The 15698-nt window shown below is 54.7% G+C and carries 15 protein-coding genes, 2 tRNA genes and 2 rRNA genes (1 of these 19 cut by a window edge); 6 read left to right on the top strand and 13 right to left on the bottom strand.

Translation table 11 applies throughout. From position 1 onward, the window contains the following. From GBK02_RS05295 to rplM, 9 genes are all read right to left on the bottom strand, one after another. Positions 1-445: ribosomal RNA gene (locus GBK02_RS05295) — 23S ribosomal RNA — on the bottom strand; it reaches 2435 nt to the left of the window's first position. Between the two features lie 208 nt (positions 446-653). After that, positions 654-729 (bottom strand) — tRNA-Ala (locus tag GBK02_RS05290). A gap of 12 nt (positions 730-741) precedes the next feature. Beyond that, positions 742-818 (bottom strand) — tRNA-Ile (locus GBK02_RS05285). Positions 819-878: 60 nt separating this feature from the next. Beyond that, positions 879-2416 (bottom strand): 16S ribosomal RNA (locus tag GBK02_RS05280). The 16S and 23S rRNA genes sit together here with 2 tRNA genes alongside, the layout of an rRNA operon. Before the next feature lie 391 nt (positions 2417-2807). Then, positions 2808-3158, bottom strand: a complete 351-nt coding sequence (gene erpA, locus GBK02_RS05275; protein WP_203468701.1) for an iron-sulfur cluster insertion protein ErpA — start codon at positions 3156-3158, stop codon at positions 2808-2810. 61 nt (positions 3159-3219) lie between these two features. Continuing rightward, positions 3220-3621 (bottom strand): polymer-forming cytoskeletal protein, encoded by a 402-nt coding sequence (locus GBK02_RS05270; protein ID WP_203468700.1) that lies wholly within the window; start codon positions 3619-3621, stop codon positions 3220-3222. An 11-nt stretch (positions 3622-3632) separates the two neighbouring features. After that, positions 3633-4367 (bottom strand): DUF6776 family protein, encoded by a 735-nt coding sequence (locus tag GBK02_RS05265; RefSeq protein WP_203468699.1) that lies wholly within the window; start codon positions 4365-4367, stop codon positions 3633-3635. A 122-nt stretch (positions 4368-4489) separates the two neighbouring features. Then, positions 4490-4882 (bottom strand): 30S ribosomal protein S9, encoded by a 393-nt coding sequence (gene rpsI / locus GBK02_RS05260; RefSeq protein WP_203468698.1) that lies wholly within the window; start codon positions 4880-4882, stop codon positions 4490-4492. Between the two features lie 9 nt (positions 4883-4891). Then, the gene (rplM, locus tag GBK02_RS05255; RefSeq protein WP_203468697.1) at positions 4892-5320 is read right to left on the bottom strand and encodes a 50S ribosomal protein L13; all 429 of its coding nucleotides are present in this window, start codon (positions 5318-5320) and stop codon (positions 4892-4894) included. A 499-nt stretch (positions 5321-5819) separates the two neighbouring features. Between rplM and GBK02_RS05250 the strand changes: the two genes are divergently transcribed. After that, positions 5820-6248: an OsmC family protein gene (locus tag GBK02_RS05250; RefSeq protein WP_203468696.1), complete on the top strand. Its 429-nt coding sequence runs from the start codon at positions 5820-5822 to the stop codon at positions 6246-6248. Between the two features lie 13 nt (positions 6249-6261). Here GBK02_RS05250 and coq7 read toward each other — a convergent pair whose 3' ends face one another. From coq7 to GBK02_RS05235, 3 genes are read right to left on the bottom strand one after another with little or no spacing between them, the layout of a single operon-like run. Further along, on the bottom strand, positions 6262-6885 hold the full coding sequence (coq7, locus tag GBK02_RS05245; protein WP_203468695.1) for a 2-polyprenyl-3-methyl-6-methoxy-1,4-benzoquinone monooxygenase: 624 nt from the start codon (positions 6883-6885) through the stop codon (positions 6262-6264). Between the two features lie 4 nt (positions 6886-6889). Continuing rightward, positions 6890-7408, bottom strand: a complete 519-nt coding sequence (locus tag GBK02_RS05240) for a CNP1-like family protein (RefSeq protein ID WP_239003180.1) — start codon at positions 7406-7408, stop codon at positions 6890-6892. A 2-nt stretch (positions 7409-7410) separates the two neighbouring features. Then, positions 7411-7956 (bottom strand): RNA pyrophosphohydrolase, encoded by a 546-nt coding sequence (locus GBK02_RS05235; protein WP_203468694.1) that lies wholly within the window; start codon positions 7954-7956, stop codon positions 7411-7413. Between the two features lie 111 nt (positions 7957-8067). Between GBK02_RS05235 and GBK02_RS05230 the strand changes: the two genes are divergently transcribed. Together GBK02_RS05230 and GBK02_RS05225 are read left to right on the top strand one after the other, a co-directional pair. Then, entirely contained in the window at positions 8068-9798 is a 1731-nt protein-coding gene (locus GBK02_RS05230) for a proline--tRNA ligase (RefSeq protein WP_203468693.1), read from the top strand. Continuing rightward, the gene (locus GBK02_RS05225) at positions 9786-10397 is read left to right on the top strand and encodes a lytic transglycosylase domain-containing protein (RefSeq protein WP_203468692.1); all 612 of its coding nucleotides are present in this window, start codon (positions 9786-9788) and stop codon (positions 10395-10397) included. The genes GBK02_RS05230 and GBK02_RS05225 overlap by 13 nt, the downstream gene beginning before the upstream one ends. Here the strand turns inward: GBK02_RS05225 and ffh are convergent, their stop codons facing one another. Next, complete coding sequence (gene ffh, locus GBK02_RS05220) at positions 10398-11756, bottom strand: signal recognition particle protein (RefSeq protein ID WP_203468691.1); 1359 nt, start codon at positions 11754-11756, stop codon at positions 10398-10400. A gap of 29 nt (positions 11757-11785) precedes the next feature. On the opposite strand from ffh, the gene GBK02_RS05215 reads away from it, so the two are divergent. The 3 genes from GBK02_RS05215 to pilB all read left to right on the top strand — a co-directional run bounded on the left by GBK02_RS05215 (position 11786) and on the right by pilB (position 15694). Next, the gene (locus GBK02_RS05215; protein ID WP_203468690.1) at positions 11786-12625 is read left to right on the top strand and encodes an inner membrane protein YpjD; all 840 of its coding nucleotides are present in this window, start codon (positions 11786-11788) and stop codon (positions 12623-12625) included. 27 nt (positions 12626-12652) lie between these two features. After that, the gene (locus GBK02_RS05210; RefSeq protein WP_239003179.1) at positions 12653-13900 is read left to right on the top strand and encodes an HlyC/CorC family transporter; all 1248 of its coding nucleotides are present in this window, start codon (positions 12653-12655) and stop codon (positions 13898-13900) included. Positions 13901-13978: 78 nt separating this feature from the next. Continuing rightward, on the top strand, positions 13979-15694 hold the full coding sequence (gene pilB / locus GBK02_RS05205) for a type IV-A pilus assembly ATPase PilB (protein ID WP_203468688.1): 1716 nt from the start codon (positions 13979-13981) through the stop codon (positions 15692-15694). The last annotated feature ends 4 nt before the right edge of the window (positions 15695-15698 follow it).

Here is a 15698-nt window from a genome sequence, read left to right as displayed (position 1 = left end):
TCGGTCGATCACGAGTATTTAGCCTTGGAGGATGGTCCCCCCATGTTCAGACAAGGTTTCACGTGCCCCGCCCTACTTTTCGCTAACTTAGTACCACGGATCTGTTTTCGAATACGGGGCTATCACCCACTACGGCCGGACTTTCCATTCCGTTCTTCTAACAGTTCCGCTATCACTAGCAGGCTCTTCCCCGTTCGCTCGCCACTACTAGGGGAATCTCGGTTGATTTCTTTTCCTCCGGCTACTTAGATGTTTCAGTTCACCGGGTTCGCTTCAATATCCTATGTATTCAGATAAAGATGACCATTGCTGGCCGGGTTTCCCCATTCGGATATCGGGGGATCAAAGCTTCATTGCCAGCTCCCCCCCGCTTTTCGCAGGCTTGCACGTCCTTCATCGCCTGTGATCGCCAAGGCATCCACCACATGCACTTAGTCGCTTGATCCTATAACCTTGTCCTCTCTCGCGAGAGCGGCTACAGGCAAATCTTTGTGCGACCGTTATCCCGACTAAGAAATAACGATCGATGCAATCACAACGTACTGCCAATGCCTCATCAGCATCAGCAATACAACCTTCTTCCAATTTGTTAAAGAGCGTGGCATTTCGTTTCCAAAAGCCAAAGATAAACACCCATGCTTATCTTTAGGTTTTGGTGGAGGATAACGGGATCGAACCGTTGACCCCCTGCTTGCAAAGCAGGTGCTCTCCCAGCTGAGCTAATCCCCCGTGTTTAGACGTTGGTGGGTCTGGTTGGAATCGAACCAACGACCCCCGCCTTATCAAGACGGTGCTCTAACCGACTGAGCTACAGACCCTCGTCTGTTGCCACTACTGAACAACCGATAGGTTGTGGGTGCCAGAGATGCTTTCTCTAGAAAGGAGGTGATCCAGCCGCAGGTTCCCCTACGGCTACCTTGTTACGACTTCACCCCAGTCACGAACCCCGCCGTGGTAAGCGCCCCCCTTGCGGTTAGGCTACCTACTTCTGGCGGAACCCGCTCCCATGGTGTGACGGGCGGTGTGTACAAGACCCGGGAACGTATTCACCGCGACATGCTGATCCGCGATTACTAGCGATTCCGACTTCACGCAGGCGAGTTGCAGCCTACGATCCGGACTACGATCGGCTTTCTGGGATTGGCTCCACCTCGCGGCTTGGCAACCCTCTGTACCGACCATTGTATGACGTGTGAAGCCCTACCCATAAGGGCCATGAGGACTTGACGTCATCCCCACCTTCCTCCGGTTTGTCACCGGCAGTCTCGTTAAAGTGCCCAACTAAATGATGGCAATTAACGACAAGGGTTGCGCTCGTTGCGGGACTTAACCCAACATCTCACGACACGAGCTGACGACAGCCATGCAGCACCTGTGTTCCAGCTCCCTTTCGGGCACTCCCAAATCTCTTCGGGATTCTGAACATGTCAAGGGTAGGTAAGGTTTTTCGCGTTGCATCGAATTAATCCACATCATCCACCGCTTGTGCGGGTCCCCGTCAATTCCTTTGAGTTTTAACCTTGCGGCCGTACTCCCCAGGCGGTCAACTTCACGCGTTAGCTCCGGTACTAAATGGTTTTACCCACCCAACACCTAGTTGACATCGTTTAGGGCGTGGACTACCAGGGTATCTAATCCTGTTTGCTCCCCACGCTTTCGTGCATGAGCGTCAGTATCGACCCAGGGGGCTGCCTTCGCCATTGGTGTTCCTCCACATCTCTACGCATTTCACTGCTACACGTGGAATTCCACCCCCCTCTGCCGTACTCTAGCCTTCCAGTCACAAGCGCAGTTCCCAGGTTGAGCCCGGGGATTTCACGCCTGTCTTAAAAAACCGCCTGCGCACGCTTTACGCCCAGTAATTCCGATTAACGCTCGCACCCTACGTATTACCGCGGCTGCTGGCACGTAGTTAGCCGGTGCTTCTTATTCCGGTACCATCATCCACACAGGGTATTAGCCCATGCGATTTTTTCCCGGCCGAAAGAGCTTTACAACCCGAAGGCCTTCTTCACTCACGCGGCATGGCTGGATCAGGGTTGCCCCCATTGTCCAAAATTCCCCACTGCTGCCTCCCGTAGGAGTCTGGACCGTGTCTCAGTTCCAGTGTGGCGGATCATCCTCTCAGACCCGCTACAGATCGTCGCCTTGGTGAGCCTTTACCTCACCAACTAGCTAATCTGATATCAGCCGCTCAATCAGCGCAAGGCCCGAAGGTCCCCTGCTTTCCTGCTCACAGAATATGCGGTATTAGCGTAACTTTCGCTACGTTATCCCCCACTGAAAGGTACGTTCCGATACATTACTCACCCGTTCGCCACTCGTCAGCGGAGCAAGCTCCCTGTTACCGTTCGACTTGCATGTGTAAGGCATGCCGCCAGCGTTCAATCTGAGCCAGGATCAAACTCTTCAGTTCAATCCAAAACACTCGCAATTCACTGACGGTAGAATTTTTACTTCTACCTCGATGGATCTCTCCATCCGTGTGATTGCCTTAATACTTTTTTGCGACTTGCGTCGCTTCGCATCAAGGCACCCACACCTATCGGTTGTTCAAATTTTTAAAGATCGCTACCGCGCCGTTTCTTTCGATTCGTCTGCAGCAGAGAAGCGAGATTATGAAGCACTTCCTACATCTCGTCAAGCACTTTCTCACTTCTTTTTTCCTACCAACTTCTTCTTCCCTTCCGCCGGAAACCCCGGCAGCAGCGAAGAGGGCGAATTATATACACACTAAAATCGCAGTCAAGCGCTTTCTGAAAAAACAAAGGCGACCTAAGTCGCCTTTGTTTTCGCCCAGAAGAGTCCTAAGCCGAAAAAGAAGAACCGCACCCACAGGTTGATGACGCATTCGGATTGCGAATCACAAACTGCGATCCCTCAAGCCCTTCGGAGTAATCAATTTCGGCACCAACAAGATATTGGTAGCTCATCGGGTCAATCAGCAAGGTCACGCCATTCTTTTCCATGGTCGTATCGTCTTCATTCACTTCCTCATCGAACGTGAAGCCGTACTGAAAACCGGAGCAACCACCGCCGGTAACAAAGACACGCAGCTTGAGACTAGGATTACCCTCTTCTTCAATCAACTCCTTGACCTTGTTAGCAGCACTGTCTGTAAAAACAAACGGGGAAATATTCTCTACAACTGCGCTCATGCGAATGCTCCTGAAAAATTTTGCAAAATTATGATTGGGGACACAAACCCGGTCAATATCATTAGGCGACTGGCGCAGACTTTAGTTCCTCCATCTGCACCGCAAGATGAACCAAGCGCCCTTCGATGACCGCGCCTTGGTGCATCTCAACCATCAAGTACTCAACATCACCAATAATACGTGAACGGGATTGCATCTCAAGCGACTCAAATGCACTCACCGGGCCAACCACCGTGCCATTGATTACCAAGTGAGCAACCGACACCGCCCCCTCAATACGCCCGCTCTCACTTAAAACCAGCGTAGACGACGAAGCCCCCTCCCCGGCAAGAACAGCCCCTCTCACTTCCCCATCAATTCTCAAGCCTCCCGAAAATCGGATATTGCCCTCGATCAGAGTTCCCGCACCAATCAGGCTATCAATCCTTCCTTGCGGCTTGCTGTCAGCTTTTTTACCAAACACGACACCCCCTACTAATATTGAGCGATCTTGTTGGCCCTGAGTGTATCACCCTGCAAGACCCGCACTTCCACCCCCCTCAAGACCGCCCCCTCCGGAATCTCAACCACACCCTCACGACGCAACATCGTTTTGAACTCAACGAGAGAAGTGGATGCCAATTCCTTTTTCTCCGGCAGTGACAATCGCTGAATTTTGCCCTCTTGTTCAAATGAGACCAAAAACTGGAGTCGACCGCGAAATTCAGGCGCCTGCTTTGCTGGCTTAAAAAATAGTATCAAACGATACCGATATCGCCCCGCACCATCAGGAACGACACGAAATCCCTCAATCCGGACAGCCGCCTCCTCATCGGAGGACAAAAGCAAACGCTCAAACAAGCGCACATCTTCTCTGAGCAGCGAATTTTCATCCTCCACGCTTTTCAGCCTGGCAAGCAACCCCTGCTGCGCAGTTCTTTCAATATGCACCGCATTCTTTTCCGTTCCAGCGGTTGCTCGCAGCACCATCAACTCATCAGCCTGATGCAAAACCTGGGCGCGCAAAGCAGCCAACTCTCGCTCCAGCACACCAGCCTGGTTATTTTGCAAGACCCACAAAAAACCACCTAAAGAGCAGAGCACCAAAGCTCCCAGCGGAAAAACCACCCAAGGCCACGCGATATGCCGCCGAACAACAAGACGGGGTGCCGCAATACCGAAACGACGCCGAAACTTTCGCAGCCTCAACGACACAGCAGGTGATGGCATACACACACCTCAGCATTTAGATATGAAAGCAGCCCGATCACCACGACCGGGACATGGCAAAAATAGTAATTCAAAACGAAAAAAAGCCGCCCAAAGGCGGCTTTTTAAATTCGTTGCGCAAATTAGCGCTTCGAGAATTGCTTGCGGCGACGAGCTTTGTGGAAACCGACTTTCTTACGCTCGACTTCACGTGCATCGCGAGTAACAAAACCAGCCTTGGAAAGCGCCGGCTTCAATGCTGCGTCGTATTCAATCAAAGCGCGGGTAATGCCGTGACGAACAGCACCGGCCTGACCGGACTCACCACCACCGATGACATTAACCTTGATGTCAAAACCATTCAGTTGCTCAACCAAAGCCAGCGGCTGGCGAGCAATCATGCGACCGGTTTCACGCGAGAAAAACTGATCAATCGGCTTGCCGTTAACAACAATCGCACCAGAACCACGCTTCATGAATACACGTGCAACGGCGCTCTTGCGACGACCCGTACCGTAGAAATAGCTATCAGCCATGATAATCCTTTAGATTTCCAGAGCCTGAGGCTGCTGGGCAGTATGAGGATGCTGGTCGCCGGCGTAGCACTTAAGCTTCTTGAGCATCGCGTAGCCCAGCGGGCCCTTCGGAAGCATGCCCTTGACGGCGGTTTCGAGGGCGCGGCCCGGGAAACGCTGCTGCATCTTCTTGAAGTTCGTTTCGTAGATACCGCCCGGATAACCGGAGTGACGGTAGTACTTCTTGTCGTCGGCTTTGTTACCGGTAACGGTGATCTTGTCGACATTGGTAACGACGATAAAATCGCCGGTATCAACGTGCGGCGTGTAGATAGCCTTGTGCTTGCCACGCAGGCGGCGGGCAATTTCGGTAGCGAGGCGGCCGAGCACCTTGTCTGTGGCGTCTACCACAAACCACTCGCGCTTCACCTCATGTGGCTTGGCGGAAAACGTTTTCATATAAGTGTGCTGTCCTGAAAAATTGGGCGCAGATTGGAGAAAGGCGCGGATTCTAGTCGACCCAAGCGGCTGGTGTCAATGCCATTGAACAAAAACACCGGGAGTTGCCAAAAAAAACGCGGCTCGCTGAGCCGCGTTAAATCCACACCAAAGGAGGAGGGTGGAGGAGACAAATCTGAACTAGGCCCCAAAAACCAACCAAGCAACCTAGTCCGTACGCTTCGCATTGTGCCTATAAACGCGTTTCGCCACAAGCGCAATTTGTGCATTGCACAACAATTAAATCAATTTACTAATAAATAGAATTTATAAATCAAACACCATTGAATTAAAAATAAAAATAACACTCGAATACCATTCATATCTTAGTAATGAATTAAATTAAGCAGCAAACCCCCTAGCCCATCACCGCAAAAAATGGTGCGGCGCACAAAAACCAGGAATTCGAACCCGGGCAAGGATATCCGTTAGAATTCACGCTCTTTCAAGGGAGACATGGATGGAGTGCACTGTCAGGTGGATGGGAAATGATGCCGGAATGTCGTTCGTTGCCGAAACGGGGAGCGGACACGCCGTCGTAATGGATGGAGCGCCAGAGGCTGGGGGCCGGAACCTGGGTTTGCGCCCGATGGAAATGGTTCTTGCCGGCACCGGAGGGTGCAGTGCGTTTGACGTCGTCTTGATTCTAAAAAAGGGACGGCAAGCCGTTACTGCGTGCGATGTCAGCCTGAAAGCCGAACGCGCCGACACTGATCCCAAAGTGTTTACGCACATTCACTTTCATTACCGGGTAAAAGGCAAAAACCTCAAGCCCGATGCGGTGGCACGAGCGATTGAACTATCCAAGGATAAATATTGTTCTGCCTCGATCATGGTCGGCAAAACCGCCACGATCACCCACGACTTCGAAATCATCGAAGAAGCCTGAGGCAACCTGGCTTTTAGATTCGATAGGCAGCCGTAGTCATCACTTTGGCTGCCAATCGCATCGCACCTTTGACCGGCGCAGGCAGCTCTGCAGCACCAAGATTGACCGCCGCCTCGGCATGCCGGATTTCGTCGAGGCGCATTTGCGCAACGATGGCTCGTGACCGCTGATCCAGCGCCGGCAATTCACGCAAATGACCATCAAGATGCGCCTCAACCTGGCGCTCGGTTTCGGCCAGGAACCCAAGATTCCACTTGTCCCCTAGCACGCCAGCCAACACACCAAAAGACAATGCGCCCAGATACAACAAGGGATTGAGGGCGCTCTTGGCACTCCCCAACTCAGCCAATCGCTGCTCGGTCCAGGCCAGGTGCTCGGTTTCCTCATGCGCTGCTTCGCGCAAGGACTCACGGATCAATGGATCGCGCGAGGTCAGCGACTGTCCCTGATAGAGCGCCTGGGCACACACCTCGCCACAATGATTGATGCGCATAAGGCCCGCGGCGTGGCTACGCTCACTGGCATCAAGAGGCGCCTCGGACAAAGCGGCACCGGGCGTAGCCCGGACACTTCGAGCCGATGCAAAGACCGTTTTTAATCCTCGATCAAACTCAATGATTGCCTGATCCAGAAGCATGTCTTCAATACCCTCTTATATCGGTGTGACCACCGCGTCGAAGCGCCCGCACCGCCTCATCTGCATTACGAACAATCGCTCCGTCAGGGCAGAAGTAATCACCAAACAAAGCTGCGTACTGTCGATTGCTGGCTGCATCGCGAATTGACGACCACTGGTTGTTGCGCGACTTCGACCACGACCCGTCGCTACGTCCGGAAGCATAGATTCGGCGCTCCCTGGTTTCACAGCGCATTCCTTCAAAACTGACCGTTACAGCCCCTTCCGAAGAAACCACCTTGAGGACATAGCGCACCACACCGTCGCTTGCCACGGTCAACGTTGCTGCATCGACAAAAAACCGATTATCGGTTGCGGCACTGACATAAAACGGCAACAAGGACTCACGAGCCGGAGCCGCAGGCAGGGCCACTTCTATTTCCTGCCACGGCTTCACCTCGTAATCCTCCTCGAAGCTTGCCCCCGCTGCGCTGGCGAAAAACAGCCCGCACCCGACAGCAAACATTCTGAGCAGAAAAACCACGATTACTCCTCGTCGACCGCAGCGGACTCACCCTCGTCCGCCAGCGTACCCGGGCGCTTGTGTCGTACTCGCCGATCGAGATCGACAAAGCGAACAAGCTCGTTCAAAGCCTGCTCATACACCGTGCGCTTGAACTCAATGACCGCATCGAGCGGAATCCAGTAGTCGTTCCAGCGCCAGGCATCGAACTCCGGCTTGTTGGTTGCACGCAAACTGATATCGCTGTCACGCCCAGCCAGGCGCAACAAAAACCATATCTGCTTCTGCCCTTTGTAAGACCCGCGCCATTCGCGCTTGATCCAGTGTGTCGGCACCTCATAACGCAGCCAGCCTTTGGTTCGCCCAAGGATACGCACATGCTCGGGACGCAGCCCGACCTCTTCATACAGCTCACGGTACATGGCCTCTTCGGGCGTTTCGCCACGCTTGATGCCACCTTGCGGAAACTGCCAGGAATGCTCCCGTATGCGCTTACCCCAGAAAACCTCGTTCTTTGCGTTACAGAGGATGATGCCGACGTTCGGGCGATAGCCTTCACGATCGAGCATAGAAATCCTGCAAAATTTTAAGTTGGCGCAATTCTTTCACAAAGGTGCCTCGCATGCAAAGAACACGCTGCGTGTAAAATCCAACTTTTGCAACGAATTCAAGAGCATCCCATGCGCACTTCGCAGTTCTTTTTCACCACTCTCAAAGAAGCCCCGTCCGACGCTGAAGTCATCAGCCAGAAAATGATGTTGCGCGCCGGCTATATCAAACGCGCTGCAACCGGCATTTACACCTGGATGCCGCTCGGCCTGCGCGTTTTACGCAAAGTTGAAAACATCGTCCGCGAAGAAATGAACAATGCCGGGGCGCTCGAGTTGCTGATGCCGGCGGTACAGCCCGCCGAACTGTGGCAGGAATCTGGCCGCTGGGAGCAATACGGTCCGGAACTGCTGCGCTTCAAGGACCGCCATCAGCGCGAATTCGTCATTGGCCCGACGCACGAAGAGGTCATTACCGACGTCGTCCGTCGTGATGTAAAGAGCTATCGCCAGTTGCCGATTCATCTTTATCAGGTCCAAACCAAATTCCGCGATGAAATCCGCCCCCGCTTCGGCGTGATGCGTGGCCGCGAATTCCTGATGAAGGACGGCTACTCCTTCCATACGTCGTTTGATGACCTGAAGCGCGAATACGGCAATATGTACGCGACCTACAGCCGAATTTTCACCCGCCTCGGCCTGAAATTCCGTGCTGTCGCCGCCGACACAGGCTCGATTGGCGGCACCGGATCGCATGAATTCCACGTTTTGGCCGACTCCGGCGAAGACGACATCGCCTTCTGCCCGAATTCGGATTATGCCGCCAACGTTGAACTGGCCGAAGCCCTGGCGCCGAGCACGCCCCGCGCGGCGGCCTCGGCCAGCCTGGAAAAGATTCACACACCGGGCAAGATGGCCTGTGCCGATGTTGCCAAGTTTCTCGCGGTCGACGTCAGCAAAATCGTCAAAACGATTGCGGTCGTCAATGACGGCGAAGATGGCAAGCAAACCTTTGCCCTGTTGCTGGTCCGCGCCGACCACGAAATCAACGAGATCAAGGCGAGCAAGATTGCCGCCCTGAGCACCTTCCGCTTTGCAACGGAAGAAGAAGTTATTGCCCAACTGAACTGCAAACCCGGTTTTATCGGCCCTGTCGCGGTCGACCGCAGCAAAGTCGCGGTTTTTGCCGACCGCACCGTAGCCGCCATGAGCGATTTCATCTGCGGCGCCAACGAAGCCGGCTACCACCTGAACGGCGTCAATTTCGGTCGCGACCTGCCTGAGCCTGAAGTGTTCGATATCCGCAATGCAGTTGCCGGCGACCCCTCGCCGGATGGCAAGGGCCAGCTCGAAATCTGTCGTGGCATCGAAGTCGGCCATATCTTCCAGCTGCGCCAGAAATACGCCGAAGCACTCAACTGTAGCTACCTTGATGAAAACGGCAAAAGCCAGATCATGGAAATGGGCTGCTACGGCATCGGTGTGTCGCGCATCGTCGGCTCGGCGATCGAGCAAGGCAACGACGAACGAGGCATCATCCTGCCGCCGGCCATCGCCCCCTTCGAGGTCTGCGTGGTTCCGATGGGCTACTTCAAGAGCGATGCCGTCAAGGCCGCCGCCGACCAGTTGTACGCCGACCTCAAGGCGGCCGGTGTCGATGTCCTGCTGGACGACCGCAACGAGCGCCCCGGCGTGATGTTTGCCGACATGGAACTGATCGGCATCCCGCACCGCCTGGTCATTGGCGAGCGCGGCCTGAAGGAAGGCCAGATCGAGTACAAGGGCCGCCAGGAAGCCGAAGCCAGCATGCTGCCGCAGGGCGAGGCGCTCAGCTTCATTCAAGGGAAACTGTGCACCGGTTAATCGCTGCACTGTATTTGCTCTGCGCGTCGGCCGCCTACGCCGGCGCGCAAAAATACGAACCGCTTGCTGCCAGCGCACAGGCTGCGCTGCACAAGGCAGTTTCAGACTCACGACCGCCCGGCAGCTCCTTTCGCAATCCGATCGATGCCGCCGATTGGTTGGGAGAAATGTCCCGACGCCTGGAAAAGCGCATTCCAAACAGGGAGTATCGGATCGACCTGCTGCGCAGCGTGCACTATGAAGCGACGCGCGCCGGACTCGACCCGCAGCTGGTTTTAGGATTGATGCAGGTTGAATCCGGATTCCGGAAATACGCCGTGTCATCAGCCGGCGCACGCGGCTACATGCAGGTCATGCCATTTTGGCTGAAATTACTCGGTCGACCGGAAGATTCACTATTCGACCTGCGCACCAACCTGCGCTATGGCTGCACCATCCTGCGTCACTACCTGGATATCGAGAAGGGCGACCTGTATCGCGCCCTTGGCCGCTATAACGGCAGCCTCGGCAAGCCCGAATACCCCAACATGGTCCGGGCTGCCTGGCAAAACCAGTGGGCTTACGACAAGCCCACCCGACCGGCAGAAACAGGACGCTGATCAGCGCCCCATACCGGGGATCATCCCCTTCATGCCGCGCATCAGCTTGCCAATGCCACCCTTGGTCATCATCTTCATCATTTTCTGCGACTGCTCGAACTGGGTCAGCAGACGATTCACTTCCTGAACCTGAACCCCCGCCCCCATGGCGATACGACGCTTGCGGCTGGCCTTGATCAGTTCCGGTTTCGAACGTTCGAGCGGCGTCATCGAATTGATAATCCCCTCGACCCGTCCAACCATCTTATTTTCTGCACCGGCCGGCAACTGACCCGCCATCTGGGCGATCTGAGCCGGCATCTTGTCCATCAACGCCGACAAGCCGCCCATATTGCGCATCTGGCCGATCTGCTCCTTGAAGTCATTCAGATCAAAGCCCTTGCCGGATTTCAGCTTCTTGGCAAATGCCACCGCCTTTTCTTCGTCCAGCCCCTTGCGCGCATCCTCGATCAGGGACAGCACGTCGCCCATGCCGAGAATGCGGGAAGCCATCCGCTCCGGGTGGAAAGCTTCCAGCCCGGTCAGCTTTTCACCAACACCGGAGAACTTGATCGGCTTGCCGGTGACATGACGCACCGACAACGCAGCACCGCCACGCGAATCACCGTCCAGCTTGGTCAGCACGACACCGGTCAGCGGCAAGGCTTCGTTGAAAGCCTTGGCCGTATTGACTGCATCCTGACCCAGCATCGCATCGACAACGAACAAGGTTTCGATCGGATTGATTGCCGCATGCAGTTGCTTGATTTCGGCCATCATGGCCTCGTCGACCGCGAGACGACCGGCCGTATCGACCAGCAGCACATCATGGTAATGACGCTTGGCCCAGTCAAGTGCCGCCAGGGCGATCGCCTCCGGCTTCTCGCCAACGGCAGACGGGAAGAAATCAACGCCGGCCTGTCCGGCCACCGACTTCAACTGCTCGATTGCCGCAGGACGATAAACGTCGCATGACACAACCAGCACTTTTTTCTTGAAATTCTCTTTCAGGAACTTGCCCAGCTTGCCAACCGTCGTCGTCTTGCCAGCCCCCTGCAAACCCGCCATCAGCACAATTGCCGGCGGCTGGGTATTGAAGTTGATGCCTTCATGGGCATCACCCATGATTTTGGTCAGCTCGGCATGCACCACACCCACCAACGCCTGCCCCGGGCTAAGTGAGCCGATCACCTCTTCGCCAACGGCCTTTTCTTTCACTGCCGCCACAAAATCCTTGACGACGGGCAAAGCCACATCGGCCTCAAGCAAGGCCATGCGCACTTCACGCAGCGCATCGGCAATATTTGATTCAGTCAGGCGAGCTTCGCCCTTGAGCGTCTTCATTACGCGGGCAAGGCGATTGGTCAGGTTATCGAGCATGTGATGTAGGCTTCTAGTAGAATCATCGAATGGTCGACATTGTAATTCAGCTTATGCCGCACATTCTCGCCACCCTGATATATGGTGCGCTTGGATTTCATTTCTGGAACACCCGCTGGCGCGAGGGCGAGCATCAGTGCGTCGCCTGCCCGATGCAAGCCTGGGAACGCGGGGCCATTGCCGTCGCGCTGCTCATTCATGCAAGTGGGTTGTACAGCGCACTCTTCTCCGATGCCGGCATGCGCTTCTCTTTCAGTTTTGCGCTCTCGCTGATGATGTGGCTGGCTGTATTGATCTACTGGCTGGAAAGCTTCATGGCTCGCATGGAAGGCATGCAACCCATGGTCCTGCCGCTGGCCGCTGCCTGTGCCATTCTACCGACGCTGTTCCCTCAGGTTCACCTCGTCGCTCATGCTGCAGCAACCGGCTTCAAACTTCATTTCCTGGCTGCGATGCTGGCCTACAGCCTGCTGACACTGTCTGCACTGCACGCAATCTTCATGGGCTTTACCGAAAACGCCCTGCACAAACGCTCGCTGAAGCGCAGCCTGAACAGCCTGCCGCCACTGATGACGATGGAGCGACTGCTTTTCCGTATGCTTCTTCTCGGATTCGTTCTTCTGACGCTCACCGTCGGCAGCGGCGTCCTGTTCTCCGAAGCCCTATTTGGCAAGCCGCTCAGCATCGACCATAAAACACTCTTCGCATTTGCCTCCTGGGGCATTTTTGCGACATTGCTGGTTGGCCGCCACGCCTGGGGCTGGCGAGGCAAACGCGCCCTGCGCTGGACCCTGGCCGGTTTTTCCTTGCTGATTCTGGCTTATGTTGGAAGCCGCTTTGTGGCTGAAGTCATCCTCGGACGCGTTTAAGTCGTGAATGACATCCCTTTGTCAGCAATGCTGATAACACTGGTTGTACTGCTTGCCTTGTCCGCCTTTTTCTCGCTGAGCGAAACAGCGATGATGGCGTCGAATCGCTTCCGTCTGCGTCACCTGGCGCAGTCTGGCCACCGAGGTGCCCGGAAAGCACTCGACCTGCTCGCCAGAACCGACAAAATGCTGGGGGTGATCCTGCTTGGCAACAATCTGATCAACTCAGCAGCAGCCACGCTGGTCAGCCTGATTGCCATCGAGCTGTTCGGCGAAGAAAAATGGGCGCTTGGTGCAGGAACGCTCGGTGTCACCTTTGCCATTCTGGTTTTTTCCGAAATCACGCCCAAAATCATTGGGGCAAACCATGCTGACCGGCTGGCCCTTTTGCTCGGCTATATATTGACGCCGCTTCTGCGTCTTTTTTATCCGATCGTCTGGTTCATCAATTTATTTGCCAGCGGGCTACTGCGCCTGCTCCGACTCACGCCGCAAGAGACAGACGAGTCGGCCAAACTTTCTCCCGAAGAACTACGCAGTCTGGTCCTAGAGTCTGCACGGCTGATGCCACAAAAGCACCAGACCATTCTCTCCAGCCTGTTTGAACTGAACAAGATCACGGTCGAAGATGTGATGACACCGCGCAGAAGTATCGAAATACTCGATATTGAGCGGCACTGGGAAGAGGTTCTGACACAACTCGCAACCAGCCATCACAGCCGCCTGCCTGTCTGCAGGGAGTCTCTCGACCAACTGGTTGGCGTGCTGCCGGTTCGACGTCTGATTGGCGACATCGGATCTGCCGACTTTGGCGAAGCCACTTTGCTGAGCCAGCTCCAGTCCCCGTACTACATTCCTTCCGGCACCCCGGTATTTTCGCAACTCGCCTTTTTTCAGGAAAATCGGCAGCGTATCGGTTTTGTCGTTGATGAATACGGTGAGATTCTTGGCCTGCTGACACTCGAGGACATCATTGAAGAGTTTGTCGGCGATTTCACAACCTCCCTGCCTGGCTTGGGAACTTCCTTGACCTGGTCACCCGAAGGTTTTGCAATTGTTGAAGGCTCACGCTCTTTGCGTGAAATCAACCGGATGCTTGAACTCGACTTTCCGCTGGATGGCCCGAAAACCTTGAATGGCCTGATTCTCGACTATTTGCAAGACATTCCTGAATCAGACTTGAGCCTGAAACTGGGCGGCATTCCTGTCGAGATACTCCAAACCCAGGACCGAAGTGTGGTCACTGCACGGATATACCGCCCGGAAACGCACTGACGAGAAGGCTCCAGCCTTTACAAAACCCGCTTCCTCGTAGCATTATCAGACGATCTATAAGGCATTTGACACTATCCGATGGCTGCAACTCCTCAAACACAACCCCTCAGTGGTCTGGCACGCGCGCTGGTACAAGCCGGACGACTCAAGGAGGCGGAGGCAGAGCAACTGCTGGCCCAGGCGAATACTGAAAAACATTCGCTGATCGAACAAATCATTGCCAGCCAAAAGGCATCTGCCATTGAGATCGCACGATTTGTTGCTGACACATTCGGCTATCCGCTACTGGATCTTGCTGCCTTCGACGAAGCACACATTCCGGAAACAGCAATTGATCGCAAGTTAATTGCGACCCACAAAGTCATTCCGCTCAACAAACGCGGCAATCGTCTTTCGGTTGCCATTGCCGACCCGACCAATTTACGCGCGCTGGACGAAATCCGCTTCCAGACTGGCCTGGCCGTCGACCCTATTGTTGTAGAACACCCCAAGCTTGCTCCGCTTGTCGCGAAATACTCGGAGTCTGCTGCCGATACTTTAAAAAACCTGGCCAGCGACGACATCAATCTCGACTTCTTGGATGAAGAGAGCAGCGCCAAAGCAGACGAAGCCGCAGGGCAAGAAATCGACGACGCCCCCGTCGTCAAATTCATCCAGAAAATGCTGCTTGATGCGATCAACGAAGGGGCGTCGGACATTCATTTCGAGCCCTACGAGAAATACTACCGAATTCGCTTCCGGGTCGACGGCATTCTTCGCGAAATCGCCACCCCCCCGCTGGCCATCAAGGAAAAGATCGCTTCGCGCATCAAGGTCATTTCGCGTTTGAATATTGCAGAAAAGCGCGTCCCGCAAGACGGCCGCATGCGCTTGGTCCTGTCAAAAAATCGGGCCATCGATTTTCGGGTCAGTACGCTACCCACCCTTCAGGGTGAGAAAATCGTCTTGCGTATTCTCGACCCAACGTCTGCCACGCTTGGTATTGAGGCACTGGGTTATGAGCCGGAGCAGAAAATAGCTCTGCTTGATGCGGTCAACCGGCCATACGGCATGGTTTTGGTCACAGGTCCTACCGGCTCCGGCAAGACTGTCTCGCTGTACACCTGCCTGAACATCCTCAACAAGGATGGCGTCAACATTTCTACGGCGGAGGATCCGGCCGAAATCAATTTGGCGGGCATCAATCAGGTCAATGTAGACGACAAAGCCGGACTCACCTTTCCTGTTGCCCTGAAAGCCTTCCTTCGCCAGGATCCGGACGTCATCATGGTGGGTGAAATCCGGGATCTCGAAACTGCTGAAATTGCAATCAAAGCAGCACAGACGGGGCACATGGTGCTCTCGACGCTACACACCAACGATGCGCCACAAACACTGACACGACTGATGAATATGGGTGTTCCCACATTCAACATCGCGTCGAGCATCTTGTTGATTACCGCACAACGCCTGGCACGCAGGCTTTGCACCTGCAAGAAACCCATGACCGTCCCCGAGCAGGCAATGCTCGATGCAGGCTTTAAGCCGGAAGAGCTGGATGGTTCATGGACGCTTTATGGGCCGGGAGGCTGTGATCGCTGCAAAGGCAGCGGCTATAAAGGCCGGGTCGGCATTTATCAGGTCATGCCAGTTTCGGAGGCCATGCAGCGCTTGATCATGAGCGGTGCCACGGCGCTGGATCTGGCCCTCCTGGCTAAAAATGAGGGGGTCAAGGACTTGCGTCAGTCCGGACTGCTCAAGGTCAAGCAAGGGGTTACCTCGCTTGATGAAGTATTGACCACGACCAATCTATAAAAGG

This window comes from Dechloromonas sp. TW-R-39-2, assembly GCF_016864195.1.
Classification (GTDB): Bacteria; Pseudomonadota; Gammaproteobacteria; order Burkholderiales; family Rhodocyclaceae; genus Azonexus.
Note: the sequence above shows the minus strand (reverse complement) of the source record. Positions and strands in the feature narration are given on the sequence as shown.